At 67.4% G+C, this 26,073-nt stretch carries 28 protein-coding genes; 7 read left to right on the top strand and 21 right to left on the bottom strand.

Annotated features, from left to right (window positions below):
- Positions 1-53 precede the first annotated feature (53 nt).
- A complete protein-coding gene (locus HB681_RS19420; protein WP_213956514.1) occupies positions 54-1,022 on the top strand; it encodes a DMT family transporter in 969 nt (322 codons plus the stop codon).
- Positions 1,023-1,036: 14 nt separating this feature from the next.
- On the opposite strand, the gene HB681_RS19415 is transcribed toward HB681_RS19420, so the two are convergent.
- The 16 genes from HB681_RS19415 to HB681_RS19340 all read right to left on the bottom strand — a co-directional run bounded on the left by HB681_RS19415 (position 1,037) and on the right by HB681_RS19340 (position 15,853).
- The gene (locus HB681_RS19415; RefSeq protein ID WP_213956513.1) at positions 1,037-1,900 is read right to left on the bottom strand and encodes an intradiol ring-cleavage dioxygenase; all 864 of its coding nucleotides are present in this window, start codon (positions 1,898-1,900) and stop codon (positions 1,037-1,039) included.
- Positions 1,884-2,957, bottom strand: coding sequence for a branched-chain amino acid ABC transporter permease (locus tag HB681_RS19410; protein WP_256735011.1), 1,074 nt, complete (start codon positions 2,955-2,957; stop codon positions 1,884-1,886). Before HB681_RS19410 ends, HB681_RS19415 begins: the two co-directional genes overlap by 17 nt.
- Entirely contained in the window at positions 2,954-3,814 is an 861-nt protein-coding gene (locus HB681_RS19405) for a branched-chain amino acid ABC transporter permease (protein ID WP_213956512.1), read from the bottom strand. Before HB681_RS19405 ends, HB681_RS19410 begins: the two co-directional genes overlap by 4 nt.
- A gap of 15 nt (positions 3,815-3,829) precedes the next feature.
- Positions 3,830-4,531: an ABC transporter ATP-binding protein gene (locus tag HB681_RS19400; protein ID WP_213956511.1), complete on the bottom strand. Its 702-nt coding sequence runs from the start codon at positions 4,529-4,531 to the stop codon at positions 3,830-3,832.
- Entirely contained in the window at positions 4,528-5,247 is a 720-nt protein-coding gene (locus HB681_RS19395) for an ABC transporter ATP-binding protein (RefSeq protein ID WP_213956510.1), read from the bottom strand. Before HB681_RS19395 ends, HB681_RS19400 begins: the two co-directional genes overlap by 4 nt.
- A gap of 6 nt (positions 5,248-5,253) precedes the next feature.
- Positions 5,254-6,513 (bottom strand): ABC transporter substrate-binding protein, encoded by a 1,260-nt coding sequence (locus tag HB681_RS19390; protein ID WP_213956509.1) that lies wholly within the window; start codon positions 6,511-6,513, stop codon positions 5,254-5,256.
- Positions 6,514-6,536: 23 nt separating this feature from the next.
- Complete coding sequence (locus HB681_RS19385; RefSeq protein WP_213956631.1) at positions 6,537-7,604, bottom strand: iron-containing alcohol dehydrogenase; 1,068 nt, start codon at positions 7,602-7,604, stop codon at positions 6,537-6,539.
- Between the two features lie 8 nt (positions 7,605-7,612).
- Positions 7,613-9,076, bottom strand: a complete 1,464-nt coding sequence (locus HB681_RS38140; RefSeq protein WP_213956632.1) for an aldehyde dehydrogenase family protein — start codon at positions 9,074-9,076, stop codon at positions 7,613-7,615.
- Between the two features lie 41 nt (positions 9,077-9,117).
- Positions 9,118-9,579, bottom strand: coding sequence for a nuclear transport factor 2 family protein (locus HB681_RS19375; protein WP_218628259.1), 462 nt, complete (start codon positions 9,577-9,579; stop codon positions 9,118-9,120).
- A 15-nt stretch (positions 9,580-9,594) separates the two neighbouring features.
- Complete coding sequence (locus HB681_RS19370; protein ID WP_213956508.1) at positions 9,595-9,972, bottom strand: c-type cytochrome; 378 nt, start codon at positions 9,970-9,972, stop codon at positions 9,595-9,597.
- Complete coding sequence (locus HB681_RS19365; protein WP_213956507.1) at positions 9,969-11,711, bottom strand: FAD-dependent oxidoreductase; 1,743 nt, start codon at positions 11,709-11,711, stop codon at positions 9,969-9,971. The genes HB681_RS19370 and HB681_RS19365 overlap by 4 nt, the downstream gene beginning before the upstream one ends.
- A 148-nt stretch (positions 11,712-11,859) precedes the next feature.
- Positions 11,860-12,867 carry a hydroxyquinol 1,2-dioxygenase gene (locus HB681_RS19360; RefSeq protein WP_213956506.1) on the bottom strand — a complete coding sequence of 336 codons (1,008 nt, stop codon included), beginning with the start codon at positions 12,865-12,867 and terminating at the stop codon, positions 11,860-11,862.
- A gap of 37 nt (positions 12,868-12,904) precedes the next feature.
- Complete coding sequence (locus tag HB681_RS19355; protein WP_213956505.1) at positions 12,905-13,417, bottom strand: hydroxyquinol 1,2-dioxygenase; 513 nt, start codon at positions 13,415-13,417, stop codon at positions 12,905-12,907.
- A 128-nt stretch (positions 13,418-13,545) separates the two neighbouring features.
- Positions 13,546-14,133 (bottom strand): hypothetical protein, encoded by a 588-nt coding sequence (locus HB681_RS19350; RefSeq protein WP_213956504.1) that lies wholly within the window; start codon positions 14,131-14,133, stop codon positions 13,546-13,548.
- Positions 14,134-15,141: 1,008 nt separating this feature from the next.
- Entirely contained in the window at positions 15,142-15,513 is a 372-nt protein-coding gene (locus HB681_RS19345) for a hypothetical protein (RefSeq protein WP_213956503.1), read from the bottom strand.
- Positions 15,514-15,535: 22 nt separating this feature from the next.
- Positions 15,536-15,853: a hypothetical protein gene (locus tag HB681_RS19340; protein ID WP_213956502.1), complete on the bottom strand. Its 318-nt coding sequence runs from the start codon at positions 15,851-15,853 to the stop codon at positions 15,536-15,538.
- 123 nt (positions 15,854-15,976) lie between these two features.
- On the opposite strand from HB681_RS19340, the gene HB681_RS19335 reads away from it, so the two are divergent.
- Genes HB681_RS19335 through HB681_RS19325 form a run of 3 tightly spaced genes read left to right on the top strand, consistent with a single transcriptional unit; the run spans position 15,977 to position 18,828 of the window.
- Positions 15,977-16,906 (top strand): DUF6502 family protein, encoded by a 930-nt coding sequence (locus HB681_RS19335; RefSeq protein ID WP_256353984.1) that lies wholly within the window; start codon positions 15,977-15,979, stop codon positions 16,904-16,906.
- Positions 16,903-18,291, top strand: coding sequence for a DUF5666 domain-containing protein (locus tag HB681_RS19330; RefSeq protein ID WP_213956501.1), 1,389 nt, complete (start codon positions 16,903-16,905; stop codon positions 18,289-18,291). Before HB681_RS19335 ends, HB681_RS19330 begins: the two co-directional genes overlap by 4 nt.
- A 54-nt stretch (positions 18,292-18,345) precedes the next feature.
- Positions 18,346-18,828: a cyclic nucleotide-binding domain-containing protein gene (locus tag HB681_RS19325; RefSeq protein ID WP_213956500.1), complete on the top strand. Its 483-nt coding sequence runs from the start codon at positions 18,346-18,348 to the stop codon at positions 18,826-18,828.
- A gap of 27 nt (positions 18,829-18,855) precedes the next feature.
- Here the strand turns inward: HB681_RS19325 and HB681_RS19320 are convergent, their stop codons facing one another.
- On the bottom strand, positions 18,856-19,623 hold the full coding sequence (locus HB681_RS19320) for a metallophosphoesterase (protein ID WP_213956499.1): 768 nt from the start codon (positions 19,621-19,623) through the stop codon (positions 18,856-18,858).
- A gap of 187 nt (positions 19,624-19,810) precedes the next feature.
- Here HB681_RS19320 and HB681_RS19315 point away from each other — a divergent pair, with 187 nt between their 5' ends.
- The gene (locus HB681_RS19315) at positions 19,811-21,085 is read left to right on the top strand and encodes a cytochrome P450 (RefSeq protein WP_213956498.1); all 1,275 of its coding nucleotides are present in this window, start codon (positions 19,811-19,813) and stop codon (positions 21,083-21,085) included.
- Between the two features lie 29 nt (positions 21,086-21,114).
- On the opposite strand, the gene HB681_RS19310 is transcribed toward HB681_RS19315, so the two are convergent.
- From HB681_RS19310 to HB681_RS19295, 4 genes are read right to left on the bottom strand one after another with little or no spacing between them, the layout of a single operon-like run.
- The gene (locus HB681_RS19310; protein WP_213956497.1) at positions 21,115-22,062 is read right to left on the bottom strand and encodes a LysR family transcriptional regulator; all 948 of its coding nucleotides are present in this window, start codon (positions 22,060-22,062) and stop codon (positions 21,115-21,117) included.
- The gene (locus HB681_RS19305; RefSeq protein ID WP_213956496.1) at positions 22,049-22,702 is read right to left on the bottom strand and encodes a phosphoribosyltransferase; all 654 of its coding nucleotides are present in this window, start codon (positions 22,700-22,702) and stop codon (positions 22,049-22,051) included. The genes HB681_RS19310 and HB681_RS19305 overlap by 14 nt, the downstream gene beginning before the upstream one ends.
- On the bottom strand, positions 22,689-23,555 hold the full coding sequence (locus HB681_RS19300; RefSeq protein WP_213956495.1) for an alpha/beta hydrolase: 867 nt from the start codon (positions 23,553-23,555) through the stop codon (positions 22,689-22,691). The genes HB681_RS19305 and HB681_RS19300 overlap by 14 nt, the downstream gene beginning before the upstream one ends.
- A gap of 1 nt (position 23,556) precedes the next feature.
- Complete coding sequence (locus tag HB681_RS19295; RefSeq protein WP_213956494.1) at positions 23,557-24,225, bottom strand: TetR/AcrR family transcriptional regulator; 669 nt, start codon at positions 24,223-24,225, stop codon at positions 23,557-23,559.
- A gap of 181 nt (positions 24,226-24,406) precedes the next feature.
- On the opposite strand from HB681_RS19295, the gene HB681_RS19290 reads away from it, so the two are divergent.
- Together HB681_RS19290 and HB681_RS19285 are read left to right on the top strand one after the other, a co-directional pair.
- On the top strand, positions 24,407-25,273 hold the full coding sequence (locus HB681_RS19290; RefSeq protein ID WP_213956493.1) for a fumarylacetoacetate hydrolase family protein: 867 nt from the start codon (positions 24,407-24,409) through the stop codon (positions 25,271-25,273).
- 2 nt (positions 25,274-25,275) lie between these two features.
- Positions 25,276-26,073 (top strand): alpha/beta hydrolase, encoded by a 798-nt coding sequence (locus HB681_RS19285; protein ID WP_213956492.1) that lies wholly within the window; start codon positions 25,276-25,278, stop codon positions 26,071-26,073.

Genomic DNA, 26,073 nt, shown 5'->3' with positions numbered 1-26,073 from the left:
TCTACCCGAAGTATCCGCTTTTCGACAAGGCAGGGAGCAGCCAGACTCACGGCATGGATCACACGCAACGCACATCTCCTGCCGCATCGAATCGCGGATTGCTCGCCTTCGTGTCGGGCGGCGTCCTGCTCGGCACCCTGGGCGTCTTCGTGCAGGAAGCACACGCGCATCCGCTGACCACCACATGGTTCCGCTGCGCCTTTGGCCTGCTCGGGCTGACGCTCTGGTCGGCTGCACGCGGGCAACTCGGCACGCTCCTGCCACCCCGGAAGGCGTGGGTGCCTGTGCTGGCCGCTGCGGGGCTGATGGTGGCGGGCTGGGTCCTGTTCTTCGCAGCGATCGAGCGGACGTCGATCGGCGTGGCCACGGTGCTGTTCCACATCCAGCCGCTTTGGGTGCTGGTGCTGGGTGCGTGGTGGCTGGGTGAGGCGGTTGCGCCTGGGCGGCTGGCGGCGGTGCTGGTCGCGATGGCAGGGTTGACGATGGCCACCGGCCTGCTGGACCCCGCTTTCGGGTCGGGTCATGCCGGTGGCGAGGTTGTCTCGACGGACTATTGGGTGGGCGTGGGCCTGTGCCTGATCGGCGCCTTCCTCACGGCTTGCGTCACCGTCATTGCGCGCCGACTGCGCGATCTCGGTCCGATCACCCTTGCATGGTGGCAATGCGCGGTTGGCACCGTCGCTTTCGCGGCCTGGCCGATGATCCACGGCTGGCCAGCCTTTGGGACGGCATGGGGATGGCTGATCGGCCTGGGCATCATCCACACCGGCCTGGCCTATGTGCTGCTCTATGGCGGCATGGCGCACCTGGCCACGGACCGCATCGCCGTGCTTCAGTTCATCTACCCGGCGGTGGCCATCGGCATCGACTGGCTTGTGTACGGCCATGCGCTGGGCCCCGTGCAGTTGGCCGGCGTTGCGTTGATGGCCGGCGCATTGTGGTTCGCAGCGAACCCGCAGGCCGGGCATTCGAGGTGGCGCATTCGCCGGCGCGTCCCCAGCCTTTCGTCAAGCGCCGATTGAGCCTCGACAGAGCATCAGGCGGCCGGCTCCAGCACGAAGTCAAACGCCAACGTATGGAACGGCGCGGACTGCGTCGACCCGTCCGGCGCGGTCCCTGCCGGATGCGACTGGAAGTCCCCGATTAGGGAGCTGCGCACGCCGAATACCGCGTCGCTGTCAAGGTAGTCATCGCCGTCCTTGAAGACGTGCGTGATCAACGTCTCATAGCCCGGCGCCTGGATGATGAAGTGGACGTGCGCGGGGCGCCACGGATGGCGCTTCGTGGCCTCCAGCATCGCGCCGACCGGCCCATCGGTCGGGATCGGGTAGGCCACGGGCAGCACGGCCTTGAAGTAGACGCGCCCTTCCCCGTCGGTGTGGAAGACGGCGCGGCCCTCGGGGTGGTCCATGTCCGGGCGCTGCAGGTCGTAGAAGCCTTCGGCATCGGCCTCCCACACATCGACAACCGCGCCAGCCACGGGCTTGCCGTCCGTCCCGCGCACCGTGGCGTTCACGAACAGCGGCTCGCCCTTCGCGCCATTCGCGATATCGCTGCCCAAGGCCAGCATCGGCGCCCCCGGCACATGGAAGGGGCCGAACACCGTGGCCTCGGTCGCCTGCGCGCTCTTCGAATGGTTGAGCGCGACCGTGAGCATCGACAGGCCCAGCGTGTCCGACAGCAGGATGAACTCCTGCCGCTTGTCGGTGCATTTCTGCCCCGTCGCGGTGAGGAACTCGATGCCCTGCATCCACTCCTCTTCCGTCAGCTTCACCTCGCGCGCGAAGTCGTGCAGGTGCTGCACGAGGGCCGACATGATCTCCTTCAGACGCGGGCTGGGCGTGTCTTCCAGGCGGGCGAGCACGGCGCCCGTGATGGTGTCTTCATTGATGTTTCGCATGGGCAGGAATCTCCAGGTGGGGCGCTGAGGATACGGGCGCCGAGCGTTTTTCGTTGGACGGCGCGGACAAGACCAGCCGCCGCTGCGTCGGGAACAGCGACCATCCCCAGCGCTGCTGCGCAAATCCCCACAGCCCCTGCTTGAAGAAGATCGTGACGACGATGGCCAGCAGGCCCAACCCGAGCAGGTACCAGGTGCCGAAGTCGCTGAGGAACTTGTTCATCGCCCAGAAGATGAGCGCACCGACCAGCGGCCCCTCGATGCGGCCGATGCCGCCGATGACCACCATGAAGATCGCGAACGCCGTCCAGTTGACGCTGAAGGCTGCGTCGGGGCTGATGCGCAGGTTGCCGACGAAATACAGCGCGCCGGCCATGCCCGCGCCGAAGGCAGCCACCACGTAGACCGCGAGCTTCATGCGGGCGACCGGGATGCCTTGCGACTCGGCAGCGACTTCGTTGTCCCGAATGGCCAGCAATGCGAGGCCGCGCTTGCTGCGCAGGAAAAGATAGACCAGCGCGATCGCGGCGACCACACAGGCCAGGGCCATCCAGTAGGTCGTGCTTTCGCGCGTGGCCTTGTCGATGCCACGCAGCGCGGTCAGCGTGGTGCCCGAACCGCCGCCCACCGCCGACACGTTGGCAAAGCTGAGCCTGAAGACTTCCGCGATCACCCAGGTGCCGATCGCGAAGTAGCCGCCCGAGAGCCGGAACGCCACGAACGACACCGGCACCGCGATCAATGCGGCCGCGGCCGCACCCAGCGGGATCGCCAGGAACGGGTTGAGCCCGAGGAAGTTGCCCAGCATCAGCATCACGTAGCCGCCAAACCCGAAGAAGGCCTGTTGCCCGATGCTGACCATGCCACCGTACCCGGCCAGCAGGTTCCACATCATCGCGAAGATCAGGTAGCAGGCGATCTCGACGAACTCGCGCATCCAGCTCGATTCGCCCCAGAAGGGAAGGCTGGCGGCCAGCGCGATGAGCAGCATGGCGGCGACCAGCGCGGACCGGCTCGCGGCGCTGCCGCGCACGACGTCGAAGGTGGAGGAGGTCATGAGCGTGTCTTCGGAAAAAGCCCTTGCGGCCGGAACACCAGCACGAGCAGGAAAACGATGTGGCCGAACCAGATGCCCCAGCCCGGGTCGAGACGAAAGCCGACCTGCTGCGTGATGCCGAGGATCATCGCGCCGGCCAGCGTGCCCCAGAACGAGCCCATGCCGCCGATGATCACGGCCTCGAAGGCGAACAGCAGCAACAGCGGGCCGTCAGAGGGCGACACTGTCGTGCGCATCCCCTGCAGCGCGCCGGCGATGGCGATCAGCACGAAGGCGATGGCGGTCGCGAAGGCGTAGACCTTCTTCGCGTCCAGGCCCATGAGTTCGGCGATCTCGCGGTCGTCGGACACGGCGCGAAAGGACCGCCCCAGCGCCGTGCGCGCAAAGAGCCATTGCAGTGCAGCCGTGGCCACGAGCGCAATCGCCAGCACGATCAGCGGCAACACACCCAGCGACAGCGACTCGCCGATCTGCAAGCCCTGCGTGTTGAGCCCGCCGGTCTCGATGGAGCGCGGATCAGCCGAGAACAGTTCGAGCAGCAGGTTCTGGATGACGATCGACAGCCCGAAGGTCACGACCAGCGATGGCAACGGGTCCTTGCCCAGCGTGCCGTTCAGCACATAGCGCTGCAGCGCATAGCCGAAGCCGAATGCGACCGGCAGCACCGCGAGCGCGGCCAGTAGCGGCGCGCCGCCGAAGAGCGTCACGCTGGCGATCACGGCGAACGCACCGAGGATGATGAAGTCGCCCTGCGCCGTGTTGGTGAGCCGCATGACGCCGAACATCAGCGACTGGCCCAGCGCGAACAAGGTGTAGAGGCCGCCGAGCAGGATGCCCTGGAGAACGGTTTCGATCACGCGATGTCTCCCGTGTCAGAGGCCGAAATAGGCCTGCGAGATCTGGTCCCGCGTGAGTTGGTCGGAGCGTCCCTCCAGCGACACGCGCCCTTCCTGCAGGCAGTAGATGCGGCGCGACACGCGCTGCGCCATCGTCACGTCCTGCTCCACGATCACGACCGTCATGCCTTCGCGCGTGATGTCCGGCATGGCCGCGTAGATCTCGCGGATCACGATGGGTGCGAGGCCGAGCGAGAGTTCATCGCACAGCAGCACCTCCGGGTTGCTCATGAGCGAACGGCCGAGCGCCACCATCTGCTGCTGGCCGCCGGAGAGCGAGGTGCCGGGGTTGTTGCGCTTCTCGGCCAGGATGGGGAACAGCTTGTAGAGGCGCTGAAGGTTCCACGGGCCCTTGCGTTGCGAGAGGCCGCCGATGAGCAGGTTCTCCTCGACGCTCAGGCTCGGAAAGAGGCGGCGGCCTTCCGGCACCATCGCCAGGCCACGCTTCACGATTTCGCCGGGCGGCAGGCCGCCGATGGCCTCGCCCTTGAAGTGGATGGCTTCGCGCGGCGCCCGCACCAGGCCGGTCAGGCATTTGAGCAGCGTCGACTTGCCCGCGCCGTTGGCGCCGATGACGGCGACAAGCTCTCCTTGCGCCAACGTGAAGTCGATGCCGAAGAGAGCTTGGGCATCGCCATAGAAGGCTTGCAGGCCGTGGGTCGCGATCAATGCGGTCATGCTTCCATCCCCATGTAGACGCGCCGGACTTCCGCGTCGTTCATCACCGCCAGCGGCTCGCCCTCCGCCAGCTTCTGCCCGAAGTTGATGACGAACAGCCGGTCCGCCAGCGACAGCAAGGCATGCACCACATGCTCGATCCAGATCATCGTCACGCCTTTCGCCTTGATGCGTTTCAGCTCCTCGACGAGTTGCTTCGCTTCATGCTCGGTCAGGCCGCCCGCGATCTCGTCCAGCAGCAACAGCTTCGGCCGCGTCGCCAGCGCCCGCGCCAGTTCCAGTCGCTTGCGGTTCAGCAAGGTCAACCCACCGGCGGGCTTGTTCGCGTGCGGCATGAGCCCGGTCTGCGCCAGCACCTCATGCGCCGTCTCCCACGCCTCGTGCTCCGTCTGCCGCGCCCCGAAGCAGGCGGCGGTGACCAGGTTCTCGAACACGCTCATGTTCCCGAAGGGCTGCGGCACCTGGTAGCTGCGGCCGATGCCCGCGTGACAGCGCTGGTGCGGCTTCAGCGCGGTCACGTCGTGTCCTTCGTACTCCACGCGACCCGCGTCGACGCGCACGTCACCCGAGATCAGGTTGAACAGCGTGGTCTTGCCCGCGCCGTTCGGACCGAGGATGCCGAGCGTCTCGCCCTCATTCACGGCGAGCGAGATGTCGTCGGTCACCTTGAGGGCGCCGTACGCCTTGCTCACCGCATGCAACACGAGGAGTGACATGGCGGATCAGCCCGGCATCGGTCGCAGCGCACCGCCGACCGGAATGTTCTTCGCCGCCTCATCGCTGACGATGGTCAGCTCGTACTTGTACTTCTTGCCCTTGCCCCACTGGCCCAGCACGAGCGGCGTCTTGCTGACGTTCTTGAAGGGCCCTGCCCCGCCCCACTTCACCGGGCCGACCACCGAGTTGATCGACGTCGCCGCCACCGCGTCGCGCACATCCGACGCCTTCTGCGACTTGGCGCGCGACAACGCATCGGCGGCCACTTCGAAGAGCGCATGCGCAAAGCCGATCGGCTGCGTCCACTGCTTCTTCGCGCCGCTCTCGTACGCGTCCGCCAATGCCCTGGCACTCTGCTTCGTCAGGCTCGACGTGAACGGATGCGACGGGCTCCACCACACTTCGGTCGACAGGCCATCGCCCAGGTCACCCAACGCCTCGATCGCGCCAGGGAAGAGCAAGGCCTTGCCGAGCGTGATGACCTTGGGCTTGAAGCCCTGCTGCCGCGCCTGCGTCAGGAAGGTCTTGGCATCGGGCGGAATGACCACGCCGGTGACGATCTCCACACCCTCCTTCTTGAACGCCGCGATCTGCGCGCTGAAGTCCTGCGTGCCGTTCTGGAAGCGGCCGGGATCGGTCAGCGAGAAGCCCATCTGCGACAGCGGCTTCGGAAAGCCCAGTTCCTTGTCGCCCCAGGCATTGCCGTCGCCGTCGTTCGGGAACAGGCCGCCGACCTTCTTGTTGGTCTGCAACGTCTTCCAGCCGTCGGTGTAGTTGGCGATGACGTCTTCCAGGCCCCAGAACATGTGATACGTCCAGTTGAAGCCCTTGGCCGGATCACCCTTGCGACCGAAGAACCACGGCTGCCACGGCACCACGCTGGAGATGCAGGGCACCTCGTTGAGTTCGCAGGCATCGCTAACCGGGTTGGCCGTCTCGGGCGTGCCGGCCGTCAGCACCAGCGCGACCTTGTCCTTGAGGATCAGGTCGTTGGCCACCTCGCCCGCGCGATTGGGGTTGGACTGGCTGTCCTTCAGCACGATCTGCACGTCGTATTTCTTGCCACCGACGGAGATGCCGTCCTTGAACGCCGTCTTCATCTGGTCGATGACCCACTTGTCGGCCTCGCCGAACGGCGCCAGCGGCCCGGTCTGCGGGGAGACGTAGCCGATCTTGATCGTGTCTGCCGCGAACACCAGCGGCGTGGCGCCGGCGGCTGCGAGTGCGGCCGCGGCCTGGGTGAACTGCCTGCGATTGAATGCCATGGTCGATGTCTCCTTCTTGTGGTCTAAACCGGGGGTGCGCCTTCCCAGGCGCGTTGCAGCAACTCGCGGATCAGGCCCCGCTCGGCCTGTCCGATGGGGCGCGGATTCCAGTAGGGGTTGCTCACTGCGATGTCAGCCGCGCGGTCCAGGTCCTGCTCGCGCATGCCGATGTCACGCAGCGCGACGGCTGCGCCGTTGTCCTTGGCCAGTGCATACAGGCCGAGCGGCGCCGACGGCGTGCCCAGCGCACGTGCAATCGCTTCCATCGCCCTGGGGGCCACGCCGGCATTGAACGCAATGGCATGCGGCAACACGACGGTGTGCACTTCGGAATGCGGCAGGTTGAAGCTGCCGCCGAGGGTGTGGCACAGCTTGTGGTGCAAGGCAACGCCGACGCAGCCCAGCACCGTGCCGCAAAGCCAGGTGCCGTAAAGCGCATCGGTACGCGCCTCCATGTCACCGGGATCACGGTGGATCGCCGGGATCGCACGCGCCAGCGCCGCGATCCCTTGTTCCGCCATCAGGTCCATCACCGGATTGCCGTCCTGCGCATACAGCCCTTCCGCTGCGTGTGCGATCGCGTTGATGCCGCTGGTCACACTGAGAGCGACCGGCAGGCCGCGCGACAACTCGGGGTCGTAGATCACGGCGCGCGGCAGCACGCGCGAATCCTTGCCGGTGGTCTTCAGGCCGGCTTCGGTCAATCCGTAGATCGGCGTCATCTCGCTGCCTGCGTAGGTCGTCGGGATCGCCAGGATCGGCAGGCCCGAGTCCAGCGCAATCGCCTTGCCGAGCCCGATCGTCGAACCGCCGCCGATGGCGATCGCGCAATCGGCGCCCAACTCGCGCGCCATCGTGCGCACCTCGCGCGCCGACTCGATCGGCACATGCATCACTGCACCGTCGAAGATGCCGGCCGCCTGCGCGCCCAGCATCGCGGCCACGCGCTCGGCCTTGTCACGCTGGCCCGTCGTGCACAGCACCAGCGCGCGCTTGGCACCCAGCGCATCGATCTCGCGGCCGAGGTGCTGCAGCGAGCCCGTCCCGAACACCACGCGTTGCGGCAGGCTCGTGTAAGTGAAGTCGCGGATCACGCTGCTTACCTCGCGAAGTGCGGCGGAATCTGCGCGTCGACATTGACCCACACGCTCTTCACCTGCGTGTATTCGCGCATCGCGTCGAAGCCCATCTCGCGGCCATAGCCGCTCTGCCCCACGCCGCCGAACGGCGAGCCGGGGTTGACGCGCTTGTAGCTGTTGATCCAGACCATGCCGGCATGCAGTTCGCGCGCGAACTTGTGGGCGCGCTGGAGGTTGGCCGTCCACAAGCCGCTGCCCAGGCCGTAGTCGGTGCCGTTGGCGATCTGCAGGGCTTCCTCGTCGGTCTTGAAGGTGAGCACGGTGACGAACGGGCCGAACACTTCTTCCTGCGCCACGCGATCCAGGTACGAGGCGGCCCGCACGATGGTGGGCTCCACATAGCAACCGTTCGCCAGGTCACCACCCGGCGACTTGCCCCCGGCCAGCACCTCGCCGCCCTGCGCACGGGCCACATCGACGTAGCTCAACACGCGCTCGCGATGCAACGCGCTCGTGAGCGGCCCCATCTCCGTCGACGCATCGAGCGGATTGCCCAGCCGCACCGACTTGGCCAGCGGGATGAACTTCTCGAGGAAGGCGTCCGCGATCTTCTCGTGCAGGACCAGTCGCGAGCCGGCGATGCAGGCCTGCCCCTGGTTGTGAAAGATCGCCCAGGCGCTGCCATTGACCGCGGCCACCAGGTTCGCGTCCTCGAACACGATGTTGGCGCCCTTGCCGCCCAGTTCCAGCTGCACCTTCTTCAGGTTGCCGGCGCTCGCCTGGATCACGCGCCGGCCGGTGGCGGTGCTGCCGGTGAACGCGACCTTCGCGATGTCCATGTGCTCCGCGATGTACTGCCCCGCCACGCTGCCCAGGCCCGGCACCATGTTGACCACGCCATCGGGCAGGCCGGCCTCGGCCATCAGCTCGGCGATGCGCAGCGAACTCAGCGGCGTGATCTCCGCGGGCTTCATCACGATGGTGTTGCCAGCCGCCAGCGCGGGCGCCATCTTCCAGCTCGTGAACATCAGCGGGAAGTTCCACGGCACCACCTGCCCGACCACGCCGACCGGCTCGCGCAGCGTGTAGTTCAGGAAGCCGGCTTCGACGGGAATCGTCTCGCCCTGGAACTTGTCGGCCATGCCGCCAAAGTAGCGGAAGCACGCCGCCGTGCGCGGCACGTCGAGGTTGCGCGAGTCGCGGATCGGATGGCCGGTGTCGAGCGATTCGAGCCGCGCAAGTTCCTCGCCGTTCGCCTCGATCAGGTCGGCCAGCCGCAGCAGGATGCGCCCGCGGTCGGCGGCGGCCAGGCGGCTCCACTTCGGGAAGGCGCGCTGTGCGGCGGCCACCGCCTTGTCGACGTCGGCCTTGCCCGCCAGCGCCACCTCGGCGATCGTCGAGTTGTCGTGCGGATTGAGCGTGGCCAGCGTCTCGCCGGATTCGGCGTCGACGAACTGGCCGTCGATGAAGAGCTGGTGGCGGATCGGCTTTTCGAGGCCCGCGGCCTGCTGGATGTCTGTGAGGTTCATTTGGCCAACCATGGGTAGCGTGCGGTGTCCTTGCCGGCGTAGTCGGGGTCGAGGTAGATGAAGCAGCGCTGGATCAGCCAGTCGCGCACCTCGAACACATCGCACCACCGCCCCGCCGCCCATTCGGGGACGCCCGCGCGCCACGGGCCATCGACGTGCTCGCCGTGGCTGGTGCCTTCGCAGGCGAACAGGTCGCTGCCGCTCATGATCCAGTTGAAGCCCGAATAGTCATGCGTGATCGACTTGCCGCGCCCGCCGAGGTCGCCGAACATGCGGCCGATCTCTTCCTTGCCGTTGGCCAGGCCCCACTTGGGAAAGTAGACCTGCGCATCGTCCGCGAACAGGTCGAGGATCGAGCCGCCGGTCGACGTCACGCCGCCGTGGTCGTAGGCCTTGAGGTATTCGAGCGCGACCGACTTGCGCTGCTCGTCGGTCATGGTGAGTCGTGTGAGTGCCATGGTGTGTCTCCTCGTTTACTTCAGCGATTGCAGGTACTCGATGAGCGCCGCGCGCTTCTTCGGGTCGTCCTGGAAATAGACCATCGTGCTGCCCGGCGCGACGGCCTGCGTGTCGGTCAGCCAGCGCTGCAGCAGCGCGGCGTCCCATGTCTTGCCCTTCATGGCCTCGACGTATTGCTTCGAATACGTGAAGCCCGGGCTGCTGGCGGCCTGCTTGCCGAGCAAGCCGTACAGGTTGGGGCCGACGCCGTTCGGCTCGCCCTTGCCGAAGCTGTGGCATTGCGCGCAACTGTTCTGGGCCAGGCGCTCGCCGGGCGACTGGGCTTGCGCGCTGCACAGGACGCCGGCCAGTGCCATGCCCTGCACCCACCTCGATGCGAGCAGGCCGGTCATGCCGCGCTCCCCCCATCCGCGCTCGCCGCGTTGGCAGTGCGATACGAGAAGGCGATGATCGGCCCGAGCGTCGCGCCGCCCGCCCAGTACGCGCGGCCCGACGCCGAAGCGACGCAGTTGCCGACGCCATAGAGCCCGGCGATTGGCTTGTCGTTGCCATCGAGTACGCGCCCATGCGTGTCGGTCTTCGGCCCGCCCTTGGTGTCCAGCGTGCCGGAGACCACCAGCGCGGCGTAGTACGGCCCGGTGTCCGACAGCGGCCACATCGTCGGGTTGGCGCGCCCCGGCTCGTCCTTCACATCGCCGTTGAACAGCAGTTCCACGTTGCGCTCGCCGCGCTTGAAGTCGAGGTCCTTGCCGCTTTTGGCGAAGCCGTTGAAGCGCGTGATCGACGCCTGCAGGTTCTGCAGGAAGTCCGTCGATGGCCGCGCGCCGCCGATCACGCCGGCGTACTTGGCGAAGCGCTCGTCGATGGCACGGGCCAGTTCGGCCAGCGTGTTGCCCTTGATGACGTGGCGGTCATCCGTGCCCGGCGGCACGATCAGCCGGCCGTACTCGGCACTGGCCGAGTTCTGCTGCGAGCGCTGGTCCCACACCGCGACGCGGACCAGGTTGGGATACTCCGCCTTCGCGCCGTCCCACTCGAAGAAGGTCTGCGCCAGCTCGTTGTATTGCAGCTTCTCGTTGACGGTGCGCTTGCCGTACTTGTTGACGAACAGCATCGAGTCGCCGGCCACCGAGAACATGCCCGACATCGAGCCGTCACGCGCCACCGCCTTCTCCAGCGGGATCGGGCAGCTCCATGCGTAGTTCATGTTGCGCAGTTGCGCACCGAGCGGGCCGGCCATCTTCACGAAGTCGCCTTCGTTGCTCGGCGCGGCGCAGCCGCCGTAGATCGGGCCGTTGAGGAAGTTCTTGCGCAACTCGACGTTGTGCGTGAAGCCACCGGTGGCGAAGATCACCGCCTTGCGTGCACGCAGCCGCACCGTCGCGCCCAGCTCGTCCTGCGCCTCGACACCGATCACGCGGCCCGCAGGGTTCTGGATGATCTTGACGACGCGCATGCCGGTGCGGATCGGGATGCCGTCCTGGCGCGCCTTGGTCGACATGGTGCGCACCGCCACCAGGCCGCCGTCGGACATGCTGGGAATCGCACCGGCGGGCACCAGGACGCGGCCCTTGGGCGCCTTGTCCTCGGGCAATTCGGAAAAGTAATCCGGCACGTCCGGGCAATGGCGGTAAGGCAGCGCGCCCTTGGCGGCCAGCAGTTCGGCGGCCGGCGAGGCACTGTCGTAGATAGCCTCGCACATCTCGTATTCCCACTGCGTGAGACCGAAGCGCGAATGCGCCGCGTCATAGCCCTGCGGGTTCGACAGGCGGGCCACGTACTTGAGGAAGTCGGGCTTGGGGTCGGCGATGCCGGCCTTCTTCATGGCCTCGTTGTTCGGCACCCAGTACCAGAAGGCCGCCTTGGCCGTGGTGCCGCCGATGCTGCCGGCCTTCTCGAGGATCACGGCGCTGTTGCCCTGCCATTTCGCGAATAGCGCGGAAGCCAGGCCGCCACACCCGCTGCCGCAGACCACCATGTCGAAGGTCTCGTCGAACTTCTGCGCGGGCTCCGCGGCCTCCACGGAAAGCCCCAGGGTCGCCGCCGCGGCGACCGCCGAGGTTGCACCTGCGTGTTGCATGAAACGTCGGCGCGAAGCTGCGCCGGCACCGGACCGAATGAGGTCTGCCATGTCTGTCTCCTTGTGGGCGTGATGCCCGTCTCGGCACGCGCCGTCAAAGGCGCACTGAATTCCAGAAACACCGCGGAACCGGCTTCGCCGGGCCGCTGGTGTTGCCCCCGGCAGGGGTGGGCGGAGCGAAGCGGAGCCTGGGGGCGAGCTAGAACTCGACGGGGATCTCGGGGCTTTCGCCCTTCTGGATCTCGTACACCAGCGTCGGCGAGCCGTTCTCCCAGACCAGCAGCATCGATCGCTTGGGGCTGAAGCCCTGGTGGCGGCAGTAGGCGGGCATGGCGGACATGTCGCCGGCCTTCATGATCACGCGGGCCATCGGCTTGCCGGTGTTCTTGTCGCCGCAATCCCAGTGGATCTCGTCGGTCATCTGGAAGAACCACTCGACGCGGTCGTTGCCATGGATGATCGGGAGGATGTGCTCCTCGGTGGTCGGGCACATGTAGCTGTGCTTGACGACCGAGGTGAAGCTCGGGTTCCACGTCACCTGCGAGCGGCTCAGGAAGCCGAACAGGTTGAAGGCATGCACCTCGTTCTCGAAGCCAGGCTCGGGGTGCAGTTCGGGCTGTTCCTGCGGCACGTCGGCGAAGGCGCGATTGATCTTGGCGCCGGTGGCGTCGCTGCGCAGGTCGAGGTCTCCCTTGAGGCCGACGCAGCGCGTGGCCAACTCGCGGGCCCGGGTGATCTTGGCCGTACTGTTGCCGTTCTTGCGGCCATAGGGCGTCCCGGTTTCCTGCGGAGCCGAGAACGGGTCGAAGGTCTCGTTGGTCCAGTCGTCGAGCATGGCTTCGAAAGTGGCGCGGATCTGCGCGGTCGGGAAGTTCTCCAGAAGGTCGATGCCCGCTTCCTTCATCGTGCCGTTGTAGCTGCCCGCATACATGTCGACCGACTGGTAGTGGTTGACCGTGCCGATCACGTCGTCGAAGTTGACCCAGCCATAGAAGAAGCCCCAGGCCACGTCGCGCATCAGGGCGCGCAGGTAGTTGCCGATGTCCAGCGTGTGGCTCATCGGGCGGCCGTCGCGCGTCTTCCAGGTGATGTGTGCGAAATACTCGTCGCGGCGGAAGCCGAAGCTGCCGAGCGAGAAATCCTTGTAGCCGAGCGAGGCGTCGGGCTGCGACGCGATCACCTTGGCGAGTTCTGCGGGTGCGTTCATGGTGTGTGTGCTCCTGAAGATGTGGATGTCGTGAAGGTCATTGCACCTGGCAGATCTCGGACCACTTCTCGACGGAGAGGTCGCCCTTGCAGCTTTGCAGCACGATCACGCCGGGGTCGCCCTGCGTGCGGAACTGGTAGGCGGTGTTCTTCGGCAGCAGGCCCTGGTGGCCGCGCGACAGCTTCATCCAGCCCATCTTCCTGCCCTTGGGCTCGCCCTGGACGAGCACGGCGCCGTTCTTCTCGACGTCGGCCACGACCTGCGTTGCATCGAGCTGCACCAGGTGCACCTCGATGTCGCCGTCCATCACGAGCGCGAACTCGTCATGCGCGCAGGTGTACCAGGGCGATGCGCCTTCGGCACGCAGCGTCTCCAGCACGTAGATCTGGTTCTGTCCGAACACGACCTTCTCGTAGGGCTTGCTGCGGCTAGCGATGTCGAAGCAATTGGAGAAGGCGTAGTGGCGCACGTCGTCGGCGATCGGCTCGACGCGGCCCTTCTCGAAGTTCTTCAGGGACCCGAAGCGGGTTTGGTAGGCGGTGGCTGGCATGCAGTTGTCTCCTGGGGTTCGACGGTGCAGCGGCGCTGCGGATGGCCGAACTGTAGGGAGGTCATGCGCCGGGCGGTAGGCGCTAAATGCGGACCGCATTGTTCGGGAAAATCGTCCAATCGGCAGGGTTATCCCGAGCTACCGACTGCGGGGCTAGCGGCCGGCGCCTCCGCCGCCTCCTCCGCCAGGGCCACCACCTCCGGGTCCACCTCCGGGGCCACCACCGCCGGGGCCACCGCCGCCCGGTCCACCACCTCCGCCGGGTCCACCGCCCGCTCCGCCAGCACCACCCGGTCCGCCGCCAGGCCCACCGCCGCCCGCTCCACCAGCGCCGGCTCCGCCGGAACCCCCGCCTCCAGATCCGCCGCCACCCGCACCGGATCCGCCCCCCGGGCCAGCGCCGCCGGATCCTCCACCGCCTGCGCCTGCGCTGCCACTGCCACCGCCACCGCCACCGCCACCGCCACCGCCACCGCCACTGCCACCTGCACCAGCACCAGCACCAGCACCCGCACCCGCACCTGTGCCTGCTGCACCGCTACCCGCGCCGGGACCAGCACCCGCGCCAGGACCCGCCCCCGAACCAGCACCCGAACCTGAACTCCCGCCACTCGCAGCTGACGCGGCGGTGCCACCGCTTGCAACGCCAACAGCGCCCGAAGCGCCCGGCGAGCCCACAGCCGAAGCAGCACCAACAGAGCCGCCACCGCCCGCATCGTGACCTGTGTTGGCGACCGCAGCGACGCCCACGGACGCCTTCGAGTTCAGCGCTCCGACAGTCGCAAATCCCGGCGTGGTGCCTGCATTCGCCGCCCCCGCCGTTGCGCCCGGCATGGGGCTTGTGGACGAAGCCGCGGACACGCAGACCGCATCGCCGAAAGGATTCTGAGGATTGCAGCGATTGAAGTTCGCCGCTGAAGCTGGGGCCTGCGTCGCCTGGCGCAGCGGAGGCCTCGCATTGCCCTCCTGGAGATTGCGCGCCTCCTGGTGGATCGCATCGACCGGGCGCCGGGTTGGAAAGCCAGGCACTGCGCTGGCGCTTCGGCCCGGCACCTGCAAGCTCACCTCCGCCTTGCTCGGGAACCGGCTTGTGACCCGGGGCCGGGCATCTGCTTCGCGGCGAGGCAGCGCGCGCTGCCCGTCCGCGTTTGCGGGCACTGGGCCTGTCGGCGGCACGCTCGCATCCTCCAGCGCCGCGGGTTCCGGGCCTGGCTCTCCTTGCACCTCGACGGGCGGACCATGTTCTTCGTCCGGGCCGACCGCCGGCGGTGGCGGCTCGACACGCGCATTCGCGGATAGGAGTTCGCTCGTGGCCGATGCCTCGGCTGCAGCAGACGTCTGCAACGGTACCGGGGCCGATTCCGTGGCGGTGTGAACCCAGTACCAAGTGACGAACGCCCCCGACGCCACGAGCACCCACGACAGCACCAACGCCACGGGTGCGTCGGCGCGCCCGAACGGGGGCAGCCAGGCCCGGAGCGTTGGCGTTGGTGGCGCATCGCGACGGGAACGAGCCGCGGTCGCCACCGCTTGCGTGACGATCGAACTCGGGTCCCAGATGCGCATGTCGGGCCCTTGGGGCAATGCAGCCGATGCAGCCTCGGCAGGCACCGTGGGCACAAAGGCATTCGCAGCGAAGCGAGCGCCCGAAAACCGGCCTGCACACCCACGGCAGAAGCGCGCCTTGTCCCTGTTGGGCGTGTGGCAGCTCTCGCAGTACTTGGTCACTTTGAAGGGCCCTTGGCAGCCGGCCCCATCACGAGAATGGACTGGGCCCCCACCACTTTGAGCGCATCGATCAGGAAGCACAAGGTCGTGGCGAGCGCCGCCCATCGCGGCCCGGCCAAAACGCGGAGCTTCCGCCGCGGCACCTTCGAACAGTCGTTGCGTTCACGGCTTCGTCCCCGCAAGCCATAGAACGCGGGGAGCCTGTGCGCGCAGCACTTGCAGACGCACGCGTGCTGCAGGTTGAGGGTGTTGCAGGCATCGCAGGTCTCTGCCGAGGCTCCGCCCATTCGAAGTCTTGCAAGATCCAGGAAGCTTCCGAAGGAGACGGAATCGATGGTGCCTTCGAAGAAGTATTCAGCGGCTGTCATGGAGAGACTCCTCGATGTGCGGTCAACGCCTGCGAGTTGCGAACGTCGACCGTGCCCTGGCGAGCGCGAGTGCCATGCGCTGTTCCGCAACGGCAGCCTGTGCGAACAGTGCGAGATCGGCCTCCGCGGGGCCCGGGCCGCCGGCTTCCACGTGATCGCGGAAGGCATACACGATGCGCGCCTGGAGCGTCTCCCTCTCGCGTACCGCGATGGTCCAGGCCAAGCGCGCTTCGGCTTCGCGCGTGCGGATTTCGCCACTTGTCGATCGCATCGAACGGATGGCGGACCACTTCGCAGTGCGCCCGATGCCCGATGGCCGGCGCGGGGTTCTGTCAGTCATCACATTGCCCTCAGGGTCGAATGTGAAAAATTCACATTCAACGCCAGTTCTCGTATAGTTGGTTGGGTTTTTTTGTCAGACAGCGGCTGAAATCCTTGTCCCGCTGTAACCGCCGGACCTTGAATGGCCTCCAGAACGGCTGGATCGCAGAATGTTGAGCGTGGACGGAGCCTGCATCGCGCCCTTCGCGAGTCGCTGGTCCAGACCCGCGAAGGTCAGCTGGCCTGGGTCCTGGGTGCCTGCGAACGCGTGCTGCGCCCACTGGTCCGGCTGGCACTCGCATTCGGCGTGAAGCACACGCACCTGGACGAACTGCTGCGCGACATCCTCGTCGACGAAGCGCGCCGCGCGTGGCTCGAGAAGGGCACCGAACCCAACATCAGCCAGATCTCCGTCACGACCGGGTTGAATCGCAAGGTCGTCACGACAAAGGTGCGGGACTCGGCCAGCCTGCCGCGGACCGAGTCGTCGGCAGAAGCCAAGGCCTTGACGTTGTGGCTTCAGATGGTTGCCGACAATCCGAAGAACCGCTCGCTGCCGATCCTTGCGCAGGGACGCAAGCCGTCCTTCGAAGCCCTGGCGCGGCGAGCGAGTCGCGGCAACGTCCACCACCGCGTCATCCTGGACGAGTTGGTGCGGCTGAAGATGGCAACCGAGCTTGAAGGGCGCACCGAACTTGCAGCGGCCGGCTTCGTGCCTTCGGGCGATCTCAGGGGAATGCTGGCGTTCCTTGGCGACAACGCTCGCGATCACTTGCTCGCGAGCGTGTCGAACACCTTGGGCGCCGCACCGCCCTTGCTCGAACGCTCGGTGTTCGCCTCCGGCCTGTCGCTCGACGACTGCGAACGCATTCACCGGTTCGCCCGCGAGCGCTGGGACGGCCTGCACCATGCGTTGACGCAGGAAATGCGGCAAGCCTACGAAGCGGCCGACGAAAAGGCCTCGGGTCGCATTCGTGTCGGCATCTACACGTACTACGAGGACGCCGCCGTCGAACGCGACGCAGCGGCCGAAGCCGCGCCCTCGAATCCACCTGGACGAAAGACAACATGAACCTGCTCCGCCTTGGCCTGCTGTCCATGTCCATCGCCGTCGTGCTCTCTTGCGGAGGAGGCGGAGGTGGTGGCAGTGGCGGGATCGCGCCACCCGGATTTGCCGGTGCTACGACCGGCAACGCCAGCCCCACTCCCCCTGCGAGCACGGGTGGCAGCAGCCTCCTTGCAGCCACGGATGCGCCTACCACTGCGACCGCGACCGCAACCGCAACCGGCGTTGGAAACCAGGGCCTCGGAGGCATTGCCGCGACCCCGGACAGCAGCACGACGACAACCGCGGTGAGCGGCGACGATGGTTCGGGCGTGGGCTCCGGGGGCACCGGCATCACCGCCGACGCGACAGGGGTGGGCGCGGTCGATGGCGCCGGCAGCATCATCGTGAACGGCTTGCGCTATTCGACCGATTCGACTGTCGCGAACATCGAGGATGCCTCGGGGCTTCAACTCGGCATGAGCGTGAAAGTCACAGGCCCGGTCGACGCCGGCTTCACGAGCGGCATCGCCCGTCGTGTCGACTCCGCCGCGGACCTGCGCGGCCCGCTGGCCTCGGTCGACCTGAAGCAAGGCAGCTTCGTGGTGCTGGGCACCACCGTGACCACGGACGAAGCCACGGTCTGGGCCGACGCGTCCGGGCTTGCAGCGCTCACGACGGGGCGGACCCTGCAGGTATGGGGATTGCCGGGCGCACCTGGCGTGATGCGCGCGACGCGCATCGAACAGCGTGACGCCACCACGCTGATCCTCACGGGCACGGTGCAGAACCTCGACGCTGCGTCATCGACATTCAAGCTCGGAGCCCTGGCTGTCGACTACCGCAACGCGAGTCTGAGCGGCAGCCTCGACGGCCGGCCACTCGTCGATGGGATGCTGGTGCGCGTCCGCGCCAATGCAGCGAGCGCCGGTGGCCTCGTCGCCACATCGGTGCAGTGGTGGTATCCGGTGCCGATGTCAGACGGTACGACGGCACAGATCGCCGGCGTCGTGACGGGCTACTCGGGCATGGGGTCGTTCAGTCTCATCGGCATACCTGTCGACGCGTCTTCGACCCAGGTTACCGGCGGGCCGGCTGGCTCCATCGGCAACGGCGTGAAGCTGGAGGTCGGCGGCGTGTTCCGCGGCGGCATCCTGCGCGTCGCGAAGCTCAAGATCCGGCATGTGCCTGGCACGGGCGGGCCCGCCTCCTTCAACCTGATTGGTACCGTGGGCGCCTTCAAGTCGCCTGCGGACTTCAAGGTCCGCGGCCAGCCAGTGGATGCCAGCGGACCGGGCGTTGCGTTTCACAACGGCACCGCGGCGAACCTCGGCAACGGCGTAAAGGTCAACGTCCAGGGCGCGGAGGTCGTGAATGGCGTGTTGAAGGCGTCGGATGTCGCGTTCGAGTGACGGCCTCGCAGATTGCCACCTGAAAGAAACTGCCGATTCGCCTACCATGGGCGCATGCATGAACTCCTGCAACGCACCGCCGGCCTGCCTGAAATCACGCTGGCGCCAGGCGACACATTGGTGCGCGAAGGCGACTCGGGCGACGGCCTCTGGATCCTCATTTCAGGCACGTTGCAGGTCAGCAAGGCAGGGACCGCGATCAGTTCCGTCAGCCATCCGGGCGCGGCGATCGGCGAGATCTCGCTCCTGCTGAATTCGCCCTTCAGCGCCACGGTCGTGGCGAGCGAGCCGAGCGTACTTCGCTACGCAGCCGACGGCCGCGCCCTGCTGATGGGCAACCCCGCCATCACGCACCTGATTGCCGTCGGCCTGGCCGAACGCCTGGCCTTCGTCACGACCTATCTCGCCGACCTGAAGAACCAGTACGGCGATGCGCCGGGCCTCGCGATGGTGTCCGAGGTGCTGAATCACCTGGCTCACCGCCAAGGCCCACCGGCGCGCTCCGGTTCGGCCCGGGAGCCCAACCCCGACTACTGAGCGCGGCGCCGCGGGCGCCTTGGCGGCTCAGAACACGGACCGTGCGGGCGCGCGCTCTGCTCCCAGCGACAACGCCTCCTCGCCCATCATCGAGCGCCACGAGGCGGTGCCCTCCGCCAGGTCGATCACGATGTGGGCGGGCACCGGGCCGATCTGCCTTCCGGCGTTGAACACCCAGGTCGTGCCCATGCGATCCGCCCAGGCGCCTGCCGGCTTGAACGGCGGCTCGTGGACATGTCCGGTCAGCACCAGGTCGGGGCTGAATCTGGCGATCCAGGCCGCAAGATCCGCGTCGCCGTACTCGCGCTTGCCCGTCCAGCAGGTGGGCGAACCGACCGGCGGCCAGTGATAGACCCAGATCCAGCGCGCGGGGCGTCGTTGCGCATCCGCGGCCAGTCGGAGCTCCAGCGCGGCCCGGCCCTCCGGGCCGTCCCACCACGGGCAGATCGTGATGAGCGTGTCGTCGATCGTCAGCGAGTCGCCGTCCGTATAGACGCCGGCACGGCGGCTGCCGGGCAACCACAGGGCCGCCTTCTCTCCGTGATGATCCGGGCCCGTGAGGTCGTGGTTACCAGAAGCGAGCACCAGCGAGTGGCCCGGCTTCATCAGCGAGAAGTAACGCAGCAGGACGATCGACTGCGCATCCAGCGACACCGGCGAACTCACGTCGAGGTGATCGCCGGCGAGCACCACGAGGTCGAAGGACGGCGCCGACCGGACGACCCAATCGAGCTGGGGCAAGGTGTAGTGGAGGTCGGAGGCGAGGAGGATGCGCACTGGGTCAGGTGACAGCAAGGTTCGCACCAGCGCCGGCAGTGACTTGCGAGCGGCTGTTGATCGACCTGCACCATCACGGAGCAGATTCCGGCAGCCCTCGGGCACGAAACCGATGCACGGTGCGGCGCCCGACATCCGGAGCAGCCATCTTGCGGGCCAGCCCATCCAGCGCCAGACTCAAAGCCCCCACGAGGATTTCCCCGCCATGCAATCGACCCTTTTGACCGAAGCAGCCGCCCCGCCCTCACGCACGCAGATCGAATCGCTGTCGCTCGAAGGCGTCAACCCCGCCGACCCGCAATGGTTTGTCGACGACACCATCGGCGACTTGCTGGGGCGCCTGCGCCGGGAGGATCCGGTCCACCGCTCGCACAGCCCGGTCCCGGGCATCGGCGACTACTGGTCGGTATTGCGCTACCGGGACATCATGCATGTGGAGATGCACCCCGACATCTTCTCCTCCGACTGGAGCCGGGGCGGCATCACGCTGATGGACTTCCCGCCCGGTGAGCAGCAGTTGCAGATGTTCATCGCGATGGACCCGCCCAAGCACGACGAGCAGCGCAAGGTGGTGAGCCCGATCGCGGCGCAGGCCAACCTCGACGGATGGGAAAGCCTGATCCGCGAACGCACCTGCAAGGTGCTCGACGGCCTGCCGCGCGGCGAGACCTTCGACTGGGTCGACCGGGTGTCGATCGAACTGACTGCCATGATGCTGGCCACGCTGTTCGACTTTCCGCAGGAAGAGCGGCGCCGACTGACCTTCTGGTCGGACATCGCCACGAGCAACAAGCTCACCAATCCCGATGCGCCGGAGCCCGAGGTCCGCATGGCCGCGCTGCGCGAGATGCTCGGTTTTTTCACCAAGCTGTGGAACGAGCGCGTCAACGCACCGCCGCGCCCCGACCTGGTGTCGATGTTGGCGCACAGCCCGACCACCCGCAACATGTCGCCGCTGGAGTACATGGGCAACCTGGTGCTGCTGATCGTCGGCGGCAACGACACCACGCGCAGCACGATGACCGGTGGCCTGCTCGCAATGCTGAACAACCCCGGCGAGATGAAGAAGTTGCGCGCCGACCCGTCGCTGATCGGCAGCATGATCACCGAGGTCATCCGCTGGCAGACGCCACTGGCCTACATGCGCCGCACCGCCACGCAGGACACCGAACTCGGCGGCAAGAAGATCCGCCAAGGCGACAAGCTGGCGCTGTGGTACCTCTCGGCCAACCGCGACGACGCGATGATCAAGCAGCCCGATGAATTCATCATCGACCGGCCGATGCCGCGCCTGCACCTGTCCTTCGGCTTCGGCATCCACCGCTGCGTGGGCAACCGGATCGCCGATCTGCAGTTGCGGGTGCTGTGGGAGGAGCTGCTGCGGCGCGGCATGCAGATCGAACTCATGAGCGAGCCGAAGCGGGTGCGCTCGTCCTTCGTGCATGGCTTTACGCAGATGCCGGTGCGGATCGTCGGCTGATCTCAAGAGGACCAGGAATCCCGGGGCCTTCAGCCCGAGATCAGCTCGGCGGGGATCAGGCCCTTCTCGATCATCGCCGCATCCCACGGCGGCACCTTCGCGAAAGCGGCCCCGATGCGCTCGATGAACAGCTTCAGCTTGAACGCGTTGCGCGAGGTGCCCGCGTACACCGCACTCAGCGAGAACGACGACAGCGCATGGTCCGCGAGGACCACCTCCAGGTCACCGCGCAGGATGGCGTCGCCCGCCACCATGGTCGGCAGGCAGACGATGCCCGCATGGTCCAGCGCGTACTCGCGCAGCAGGTGCACGCTGTTGGTCAGGAGCGCGGCGCTCATGTAGATCGTGACCTGTTCGCCCTGGTGGTGGAAGGTCCAGCGGTCGCGGGTCGGATAACCGGAGTAGAGCCCCAGCGAGTGCTTGTGCAACTCGCGCGGGGTCTCCGGCCGGCCATGCGCCTTGAGGTAATCCGGCGTGGCGCAGAACACGCGGCGCACGGGAAACAGCGGCCGCGAGATCAGTTCGGTCGAGGCGGCCGGGAAGATCTGCAGGGCGCAATCGACGCCCGCCTTCACCGGATCGACCACCGCGTCGCTGACGATCAGTTCCAGGTGGATGTCCGGATAGTTGGCCTGGAACTCGCGCAGCAGCGCGGCGAAATGGCCCAGCACGAAGCCGGTCAGCGCATGGATGCGCAGCGTGCCCGTGGGGCCGGCGCGGGCGTCGCGCATCTGGTCGAACACGTTGTTGGCACGACCGACGAGTTCGATGCAGTCGCGCAGGAAGGCCTGACCCACATCGCTGAGCCGCACCACCCGCGTACTGCGGTGAAACAGCGGCGCGCCGACATGGTCCTCGAGTTGCTTGATGCGGCTGGTGATGACCGACTTGGCCACGCGCAACTGACGGCCGGCCTCGGCAAAGCTCTGCGTCTGCGCGACGCGCACGAAAGTCTCGATGTTCTCAAGCCGGTCCATGCGCGCGATCCAGCAGTTGCATGACTTCCTCGTCGGTGGTCTGGGAGAAATCCGTGTACCACGCGCCGACGGCATGGAAGTGCGGCGGCGTGAGGAGGCAGGTCACTTCGTCCGCCTCGCCACGCAACAGCGCCTCGGCCTGGACCGAGGCGACCGGGCTGCACACGACCACGCGTGCCGGCTGCAGCAGCCGCAGTGCCCGCACGGCGGCGCGCATCGTCGAGCCGGTCGCCAGGCCGTCGTCGACCAGCAGCACCTTGCAGCCGTCCACGTCCAGCGCGGGTCGGCCGCTGCGGTAGCACTGCTCGCGCCGTTGCAGCTCGGCGCGCTCCGCTTCGGCCACGCGGGCGATGGCTGCCTCGCCGATGCCGAGCTGGCGTACCACGTCGTCGTCGAGGACCTGCACTTGCCCGGTCGCGATCGCGCCCATCGCGTACTCCTCCTGACCGGGCACGCCGAGCTTGCGGACGACGAACACATCGAGCGGCGCATGCAGTGCCCGAGCCACCTCGAAGGCCACCGGAACACCGCCGCGTGGCAGCGCCAGCACGCGCACGTCCGCCTGGTCGGCGTACGCGGCCAGCGCTTGCGCCAGCGCTCGCCCTGCGGCGCGCCGGTCCCGGAACTCATGGACTGCCATGGCCAAGGCCCAGCAACACCACTGCGCGCCTGTACGTTGCGGACTTCGGATTCGCCAGCTCGTTGAGCACGTTCATGTGATTGCGGCCGGCCTCGGTCTCCGCGGCGGTGACGATGCCTGGGCCCCAGGCATGCGATATCAAGGCAGCCTGCCGATGGAACTCCTCGCTCTCGTCGCCGCCCACCACCGTCACCAGCGAACCGCGCGAAGGCGCAGGCATCGCGGCGGGGCTCAGGCGCAGGGCCGATTCCGCAGTCAGGCCGATGTCGGGCGCCAGGAAGGGCGCATGACGCAGCGGCTCCAGCTCGTAAAGGCCCGAGATCGACAGCGCCGACTTCACCAGGTCCGCCGGCAGGTCCGGCGCCACCGCTTGCCAGTCACAGGCCAGCAGCATCGTCGCCAGGTGCCCGCCCGCGGAATGGCCCGCCACGACGATGCGATTACGGTCGCAGCAGAGGTCCCTCGCATTGCGCCAGACCCAGGTCAGCGCGCGCACCAGTTGCAGCACGATGTGCTCGATGCCCACCGCCGGGCACAGCGCGTAGTTCAGCAGCACGACCTCGGCGCCGGCATCGGACAGCGGCGGCGCGACGAAGGCATGGTCGCGCTTGTCGAGCGCGCGCCAGTAGCCGCCGTGGATGTAGACGAACAGGGGCGCATTCGGGCGCGGCGCGGGCAGGATGTCGAGTTGCTCGCTGGGGTCGTCGCCATAGGCCAGGTCGAACAGCCATTCCGGCCGCTGCAATGCGCGCGCCGATGCATCGGCCCAATGCTGGAGGATGGCAGGATGCTCCGGGATGCGGGCGCGGTTGTTGTATTGCGAGTCGTACCAGGCGGGCGATTGAAGGGGCATGTCAGGTCGTCCTGCTTTTCGTCTTGAGTGGCTTGGCCTCGGAATCACGCAGCGCGGCGTCGATCAGCGCATCGGCCATCCACAGCGCGGTCTTCTCGACCTCGCGGTCGCGCAGGCCCCAGATGTCCTTGAGGATCACATAGGGCTCGATGCCGTAGACGACCGACAGCGCATGGTGCAGCCGGTCGCGAACGGCGGGCCGCAGGAGCGGCGCGAGCGGCTCGATCGCATGCTCCAGGATGCGCACGCGATGGCCGCGCCGGTAAGGCTCCTCCTCCAGCAGGCCGGCGCGCTCCAGCCCCCACTGCTCCAGCGAAAGCTGCGCGGCGGCGCGCAATTGCGCCTCGAATTCCTTGAAGCGCGGGAAGGTCTGCACGAAGAGTTCGTGCACCCGCTCGCGGCCGTTCGGGTTGTCCGACGCCAGCTTGCGCACCGGGCCGAGCGAGCTGTCGATCACCGCCGTGACCAGCGCGCTGCGGCTCGGAAAGTAGCGGTAGGCCGTGGCCCGCGACACCTTAGAGCGTGCCGCGCATTCGGCCACCGAGGGGATGTGGCCGCTCTCCTTGATGATGGTCATCGCCGTGTCGAGCAGCAGCTTGAACGTGGCCGCGCGCACGCCGCGCTCGGGAGGCACGGGGGGCTCGCTCAGCTTGTGTTTCAGTCTCGCCATCGGGTTTGTCCGGAGCGCGGGAGGCCCCTCGGTCTCTTGTGGTTTTTCGATCTCGAACCGTATGATGCAGCCATCCCAGTTTGAGACGCAAGTCTCAAACGAGACTTCCGAAAGACTTCCGAGACTTCGAGGCAGCCGGCACCCGCCAGCACGACCACGGGGCGCCATGGAGACAAAGTCAATGCGTTTGGCCAGCTGGAATTGGGGTGGTCGCGACTGCGTGGGCACGATCTCGCCGGACGGGCGGGAGGCCACGCCGCTGGGCGTGCGCGATGCGTCACGCGGCGTTTTGCCGCTGATCCAGGGACTGGCCAATGGGGAGTCGCTTCCCTCGCCATCGGGCACGCGGATTCCGGTCGAACTCATCACCCTGCGCTCACCACTGCCGCGCCCGTTGCGCAGCCTGTTCTGCGTCGGGCGCAACTACCACGCGCATGCGGCCGAGCTGGCCGGCACGGTGTTCCGCGCGACCATGCCCGAGAGCGACCCCTGGCCGATCGTGTTCGGCAAGCTCGGCGAATGCGTGATCGGGCCGCACGACGTGGTGCGGCTGCCCTCGCCTTCCGTTTCGGCGCAGATCGACTACGAATCGGAACTGGCGGTGGTCATCGGCCGCGGCGGGCGCGACATCCCGGCCTCGCACGCGATGGACCACATCTTCGGCTACACGGTGGTCAACGACGTGACCGCGCGCGACGTGCAGATGCGCCACCAGCAATGGGACCTGGGCAAGAGCTTCGACACCTTCTGCCCGATGGGCCCCTGGATCGTGACGGCCGACGAACTCGACGGCCGCGCCACGCGCGTGCGCGGCTGGGTCAACGGCGCGCTGCGGCAGGACGGGCAGACGCGCGACATGATCTTCGACATCCCCACGCTCATCGAGACCTGCTCGCGCGGCATCACGCTGCACCCCGGCGACGTGATCGCGACGGGGACGCCCTCGGGTGTCGGCATGGGGCAGAACCCGCCGCAATGGCTCAAGTCCGGCGACGTGGTGCGCGTCGAGATCGACGGCGTCGGCGTCATCGAGAACAGGTTCGAATAACCATGCGCTTCCAGATGATCGACCGCATCGCGGTGGAAGAAGAAGGCGAAGGCCCGGCCATCGTATGCGTGCACGGGCTGGGCGGCAGCTCCAACACCTTCACGCCCCTGATGCCGGCCATGGCGCGGCATCGCGTGATCCGGCTGGACCTGCCGGGCAGCGGGCGATCCCAGCGGGCCGAAGGCGGCCTGACGATCGAGCGCTACGTCGCCACCACCCTCGACGTGTGCGACCGGCTGAACGTCCTGCGGGCGCATTGGGTGGGGCACTCCATGGGCAACATCGTGCTGCAGCACATCGCGGCGGCGCATCCGAAGCGGGTCGCGAGCCTCACGATGTTCGGGCCACTGATCACGCCGCCCGATGCCGCGCGCACCGCCATCCAGGCGCGGGCGGCCAAGGCGCGCGAAGGTGCCAGCGGCATGCAGGACATCACGCTGGCGCTGCTGCAAGCCTCGATTTCCGCCGACACGCGCGAGCGCCTGCCGATCGCCGTGGCCTACGTGCGCGAGAGCCTGATGCGGCAGGATGGCGAGAACTACGCACGCAGTTGCGAGGCGCTGGCAGCGGCGCAACCCGCGGCGATCGAGAACATCGAGGCGCCCGTGCTGCTCGTGACCGGCGACGAGGACGGCGTGGCGCCCCCGCAAGCCGTGCGCGCCATGGCCGACAAGCTGCACCGCGCCGCCAGCAAGCGCGTCGTGGTGCTGCCGCGCTGCGGCCACTGGACGCCCATCGAACGGCCGGAAGAATGCCAGCGAGAGCTGCGCGACTTCCTCGCTGCAAACGCAAGGAGCTGA

It is taken from the genome of Variovorax sp. dw_954 (genome assembly GCF_018449755.1).
GTDB lineage: Bacteria > Pseudomonadota > Gammaproteobacteria > Burkholderiales > Burkholderiaceae_C > Variovorax.
Note: the sequence above shows the minus strand (reverse complement) of the source record. Positions and strands in the feature narration are given on the sequence as shown.

Excerpts from the sequence above, each read along its gene's own strand:
- HB681_RS19310 (WP_213956497.1), bottom strand. The coding sequence starts at position 22,062 with ATGGACCGGCTTGAGAACATCGAGACTTTCGTGCGCGTCGCGCAGACG.
- HB681_RS19415 (WP_213956513.1), bottom strand. The coding sequence starts at position 1,900 with ATGCGAAACATCAATGAAGACACCATCACGGGCGCCGTGCTCGCCCGC.
- HB681_RS19410 (WP_256735011.1), bottom strand. The coding sequence starts at position 2,957 with ATGACCTCCTCCACCTTCGACGTCGTGCGCGGCAGCGCCGCGAGCCGG.
- HB681_RS19360 (WP_213956506.1), bottom strand. The coding sequence starts at position 12,867 with ATGAACGCACCCGCAGAACTCGCCAAGGTGATCGCGTCGCAGCCCGAC.
- HB681_RS19365 (WP_213956507.1), bottom strand. The coding sequence starts at position 11,711 with ATGGCAGACCTCATTCGGTCCGGTGCCGGCGCAGCTTCGCGCCGACGT.
- HB681_RS19350 (WP_213956504.1), bottom strand. The coding sequence starts at position 14,133 with ATGCGGGCGGTGGCGGCTCTGTTGGTGCTGCTTCGGCTGTGGGCTCGC.
- HB681_RS19340 (WP_213956502.1), bottom strand. The coding sequence starts at position 15,853 with ATGACTGACAGAACCCCGCGCCGGCCATCGGGCATCGGGCGCACTGCG.
- HB681_RS19315 (WP_213956498.1), top strand. The coding sequence starts at position 19,811 with ATGCAATCGACCCTTTTGACCGAAGCAGCCGCCCCGCCCTCACGCACG.
- HB681_RS19355 (WP_213956505.1), bottom strand. The coding sequence starts at position 13,417 with ATGCCAGCCACCGCCTACCAAACCCGCTTCGGGTCCCTGAAGAACTTC.
- HB681_RS19285 (WP_213956492.1), top strand. The coding sequence starts at position 25,276 with ATGCGCTTCCAGATGATCGACCGCATCGCGGTGGAAGAAGAAGGCGAA.
- HB681_RS19305 (WP_213956496.1), bottom strand. The coding sequence starts at position 22,702 with ATGGCAGTCCATGAGTTCCGGGACCGGCGCGCCGCAGGGCGAGCGCTG.
- HB681_RS19390 (WP_213956509.1), bottom strand. The coding sequence starts at position 6,513 with ATGGCATTCAATCGCAGGCAGTTCACCCAGGCCGCGGCCGCACTCGCA.
- HB681_RS19295 (WP_213956494.1), bottom strand. The coding sequence starts at position 24,225 with ATGGCGAGACTGAAACACAAGCTGAGCGAGCCCCCCGTGCCTCCCGAG.
- HB681_RS19300 (WP_213956495.1), bottom strand. The coding sequence starts at position 23,555 with ATGCCCCTTCAATCGCCCGCCTGGTACGACTCGCAATACAACAACCGC.
- HB681_RS19335 (WP_256353984.1), top strand. The coding sequence starts at position 15,977 with ATGGCCTCCAGAACGGCTGGATCGCAGAATGTTGAGCGTGGACGGAGC.
- HB681_RS19345 (WP_213956503.1), bottom strand. The coding sequence starts at position 15,513 with ATGACAGCCGCTGAATACTTCTTCGAAGGCACCATCGATTCCGTCTCC.
- HB681_RS19330 (WP_213956501.1), top strand. The coding sequence starts at position 16,903 with ATGAACCTGCTCCGCCTTGGCCTGCTGTCCATGTCCATCGCCGTCGTG.
- HB681_RS19395 (WP_213956510.1), bottom strand. The coding sequence starts at position 5,247 with ATGTCACTCCTCGTGTTGCATGCGGTGAGCAAGGCGTACGGCGCCCTC.
- HB681_RS19420 (WP_213956514.1), top strand. The coding sequence starts at position 54 with ATGGATCACACGCAACGCACATCTCCTGCCGCATCGAATCGCGGATTG.
- HB681_RS19400 (WP_213956511.1), bottom strand. The coding sequence starts at position 4,531 with ATGACCGCATTGATCGCGACCCACGGCCTGCAAGCCTTCTATGGCGAT.
- HB681_RS19370 (WP_213956508.1), bottom strand. The coding sequence starts at position 9,972 with ATGACCGGCCTGCTCGCATCGAGGTGGGTGCAGGGCATGGCACTGGCC.
- HB681_RS19290 (WP_213956493.1), top strand. The coding sequence starts at position 24,407 with ATGCGTTTGGCCAGCTGGAATTGGGGTGGTCGCGACTGCGTGGGCACG.
- HB681_RS19325 (WP_213956500.1), top strand. The coding sequence starts at position 18,346 with ATGCATGAACTCCTGCAACGCACCGCCGGCCTGCCTGAAATCACGCTG.
- HB681_RS19375 (WP_218628259.1), bottom strand. The coding sequence starts at position 9,579 with ATGGCACTCACACGACTCACCATGACCGACGAGCAGCGCAAGTCGGTC.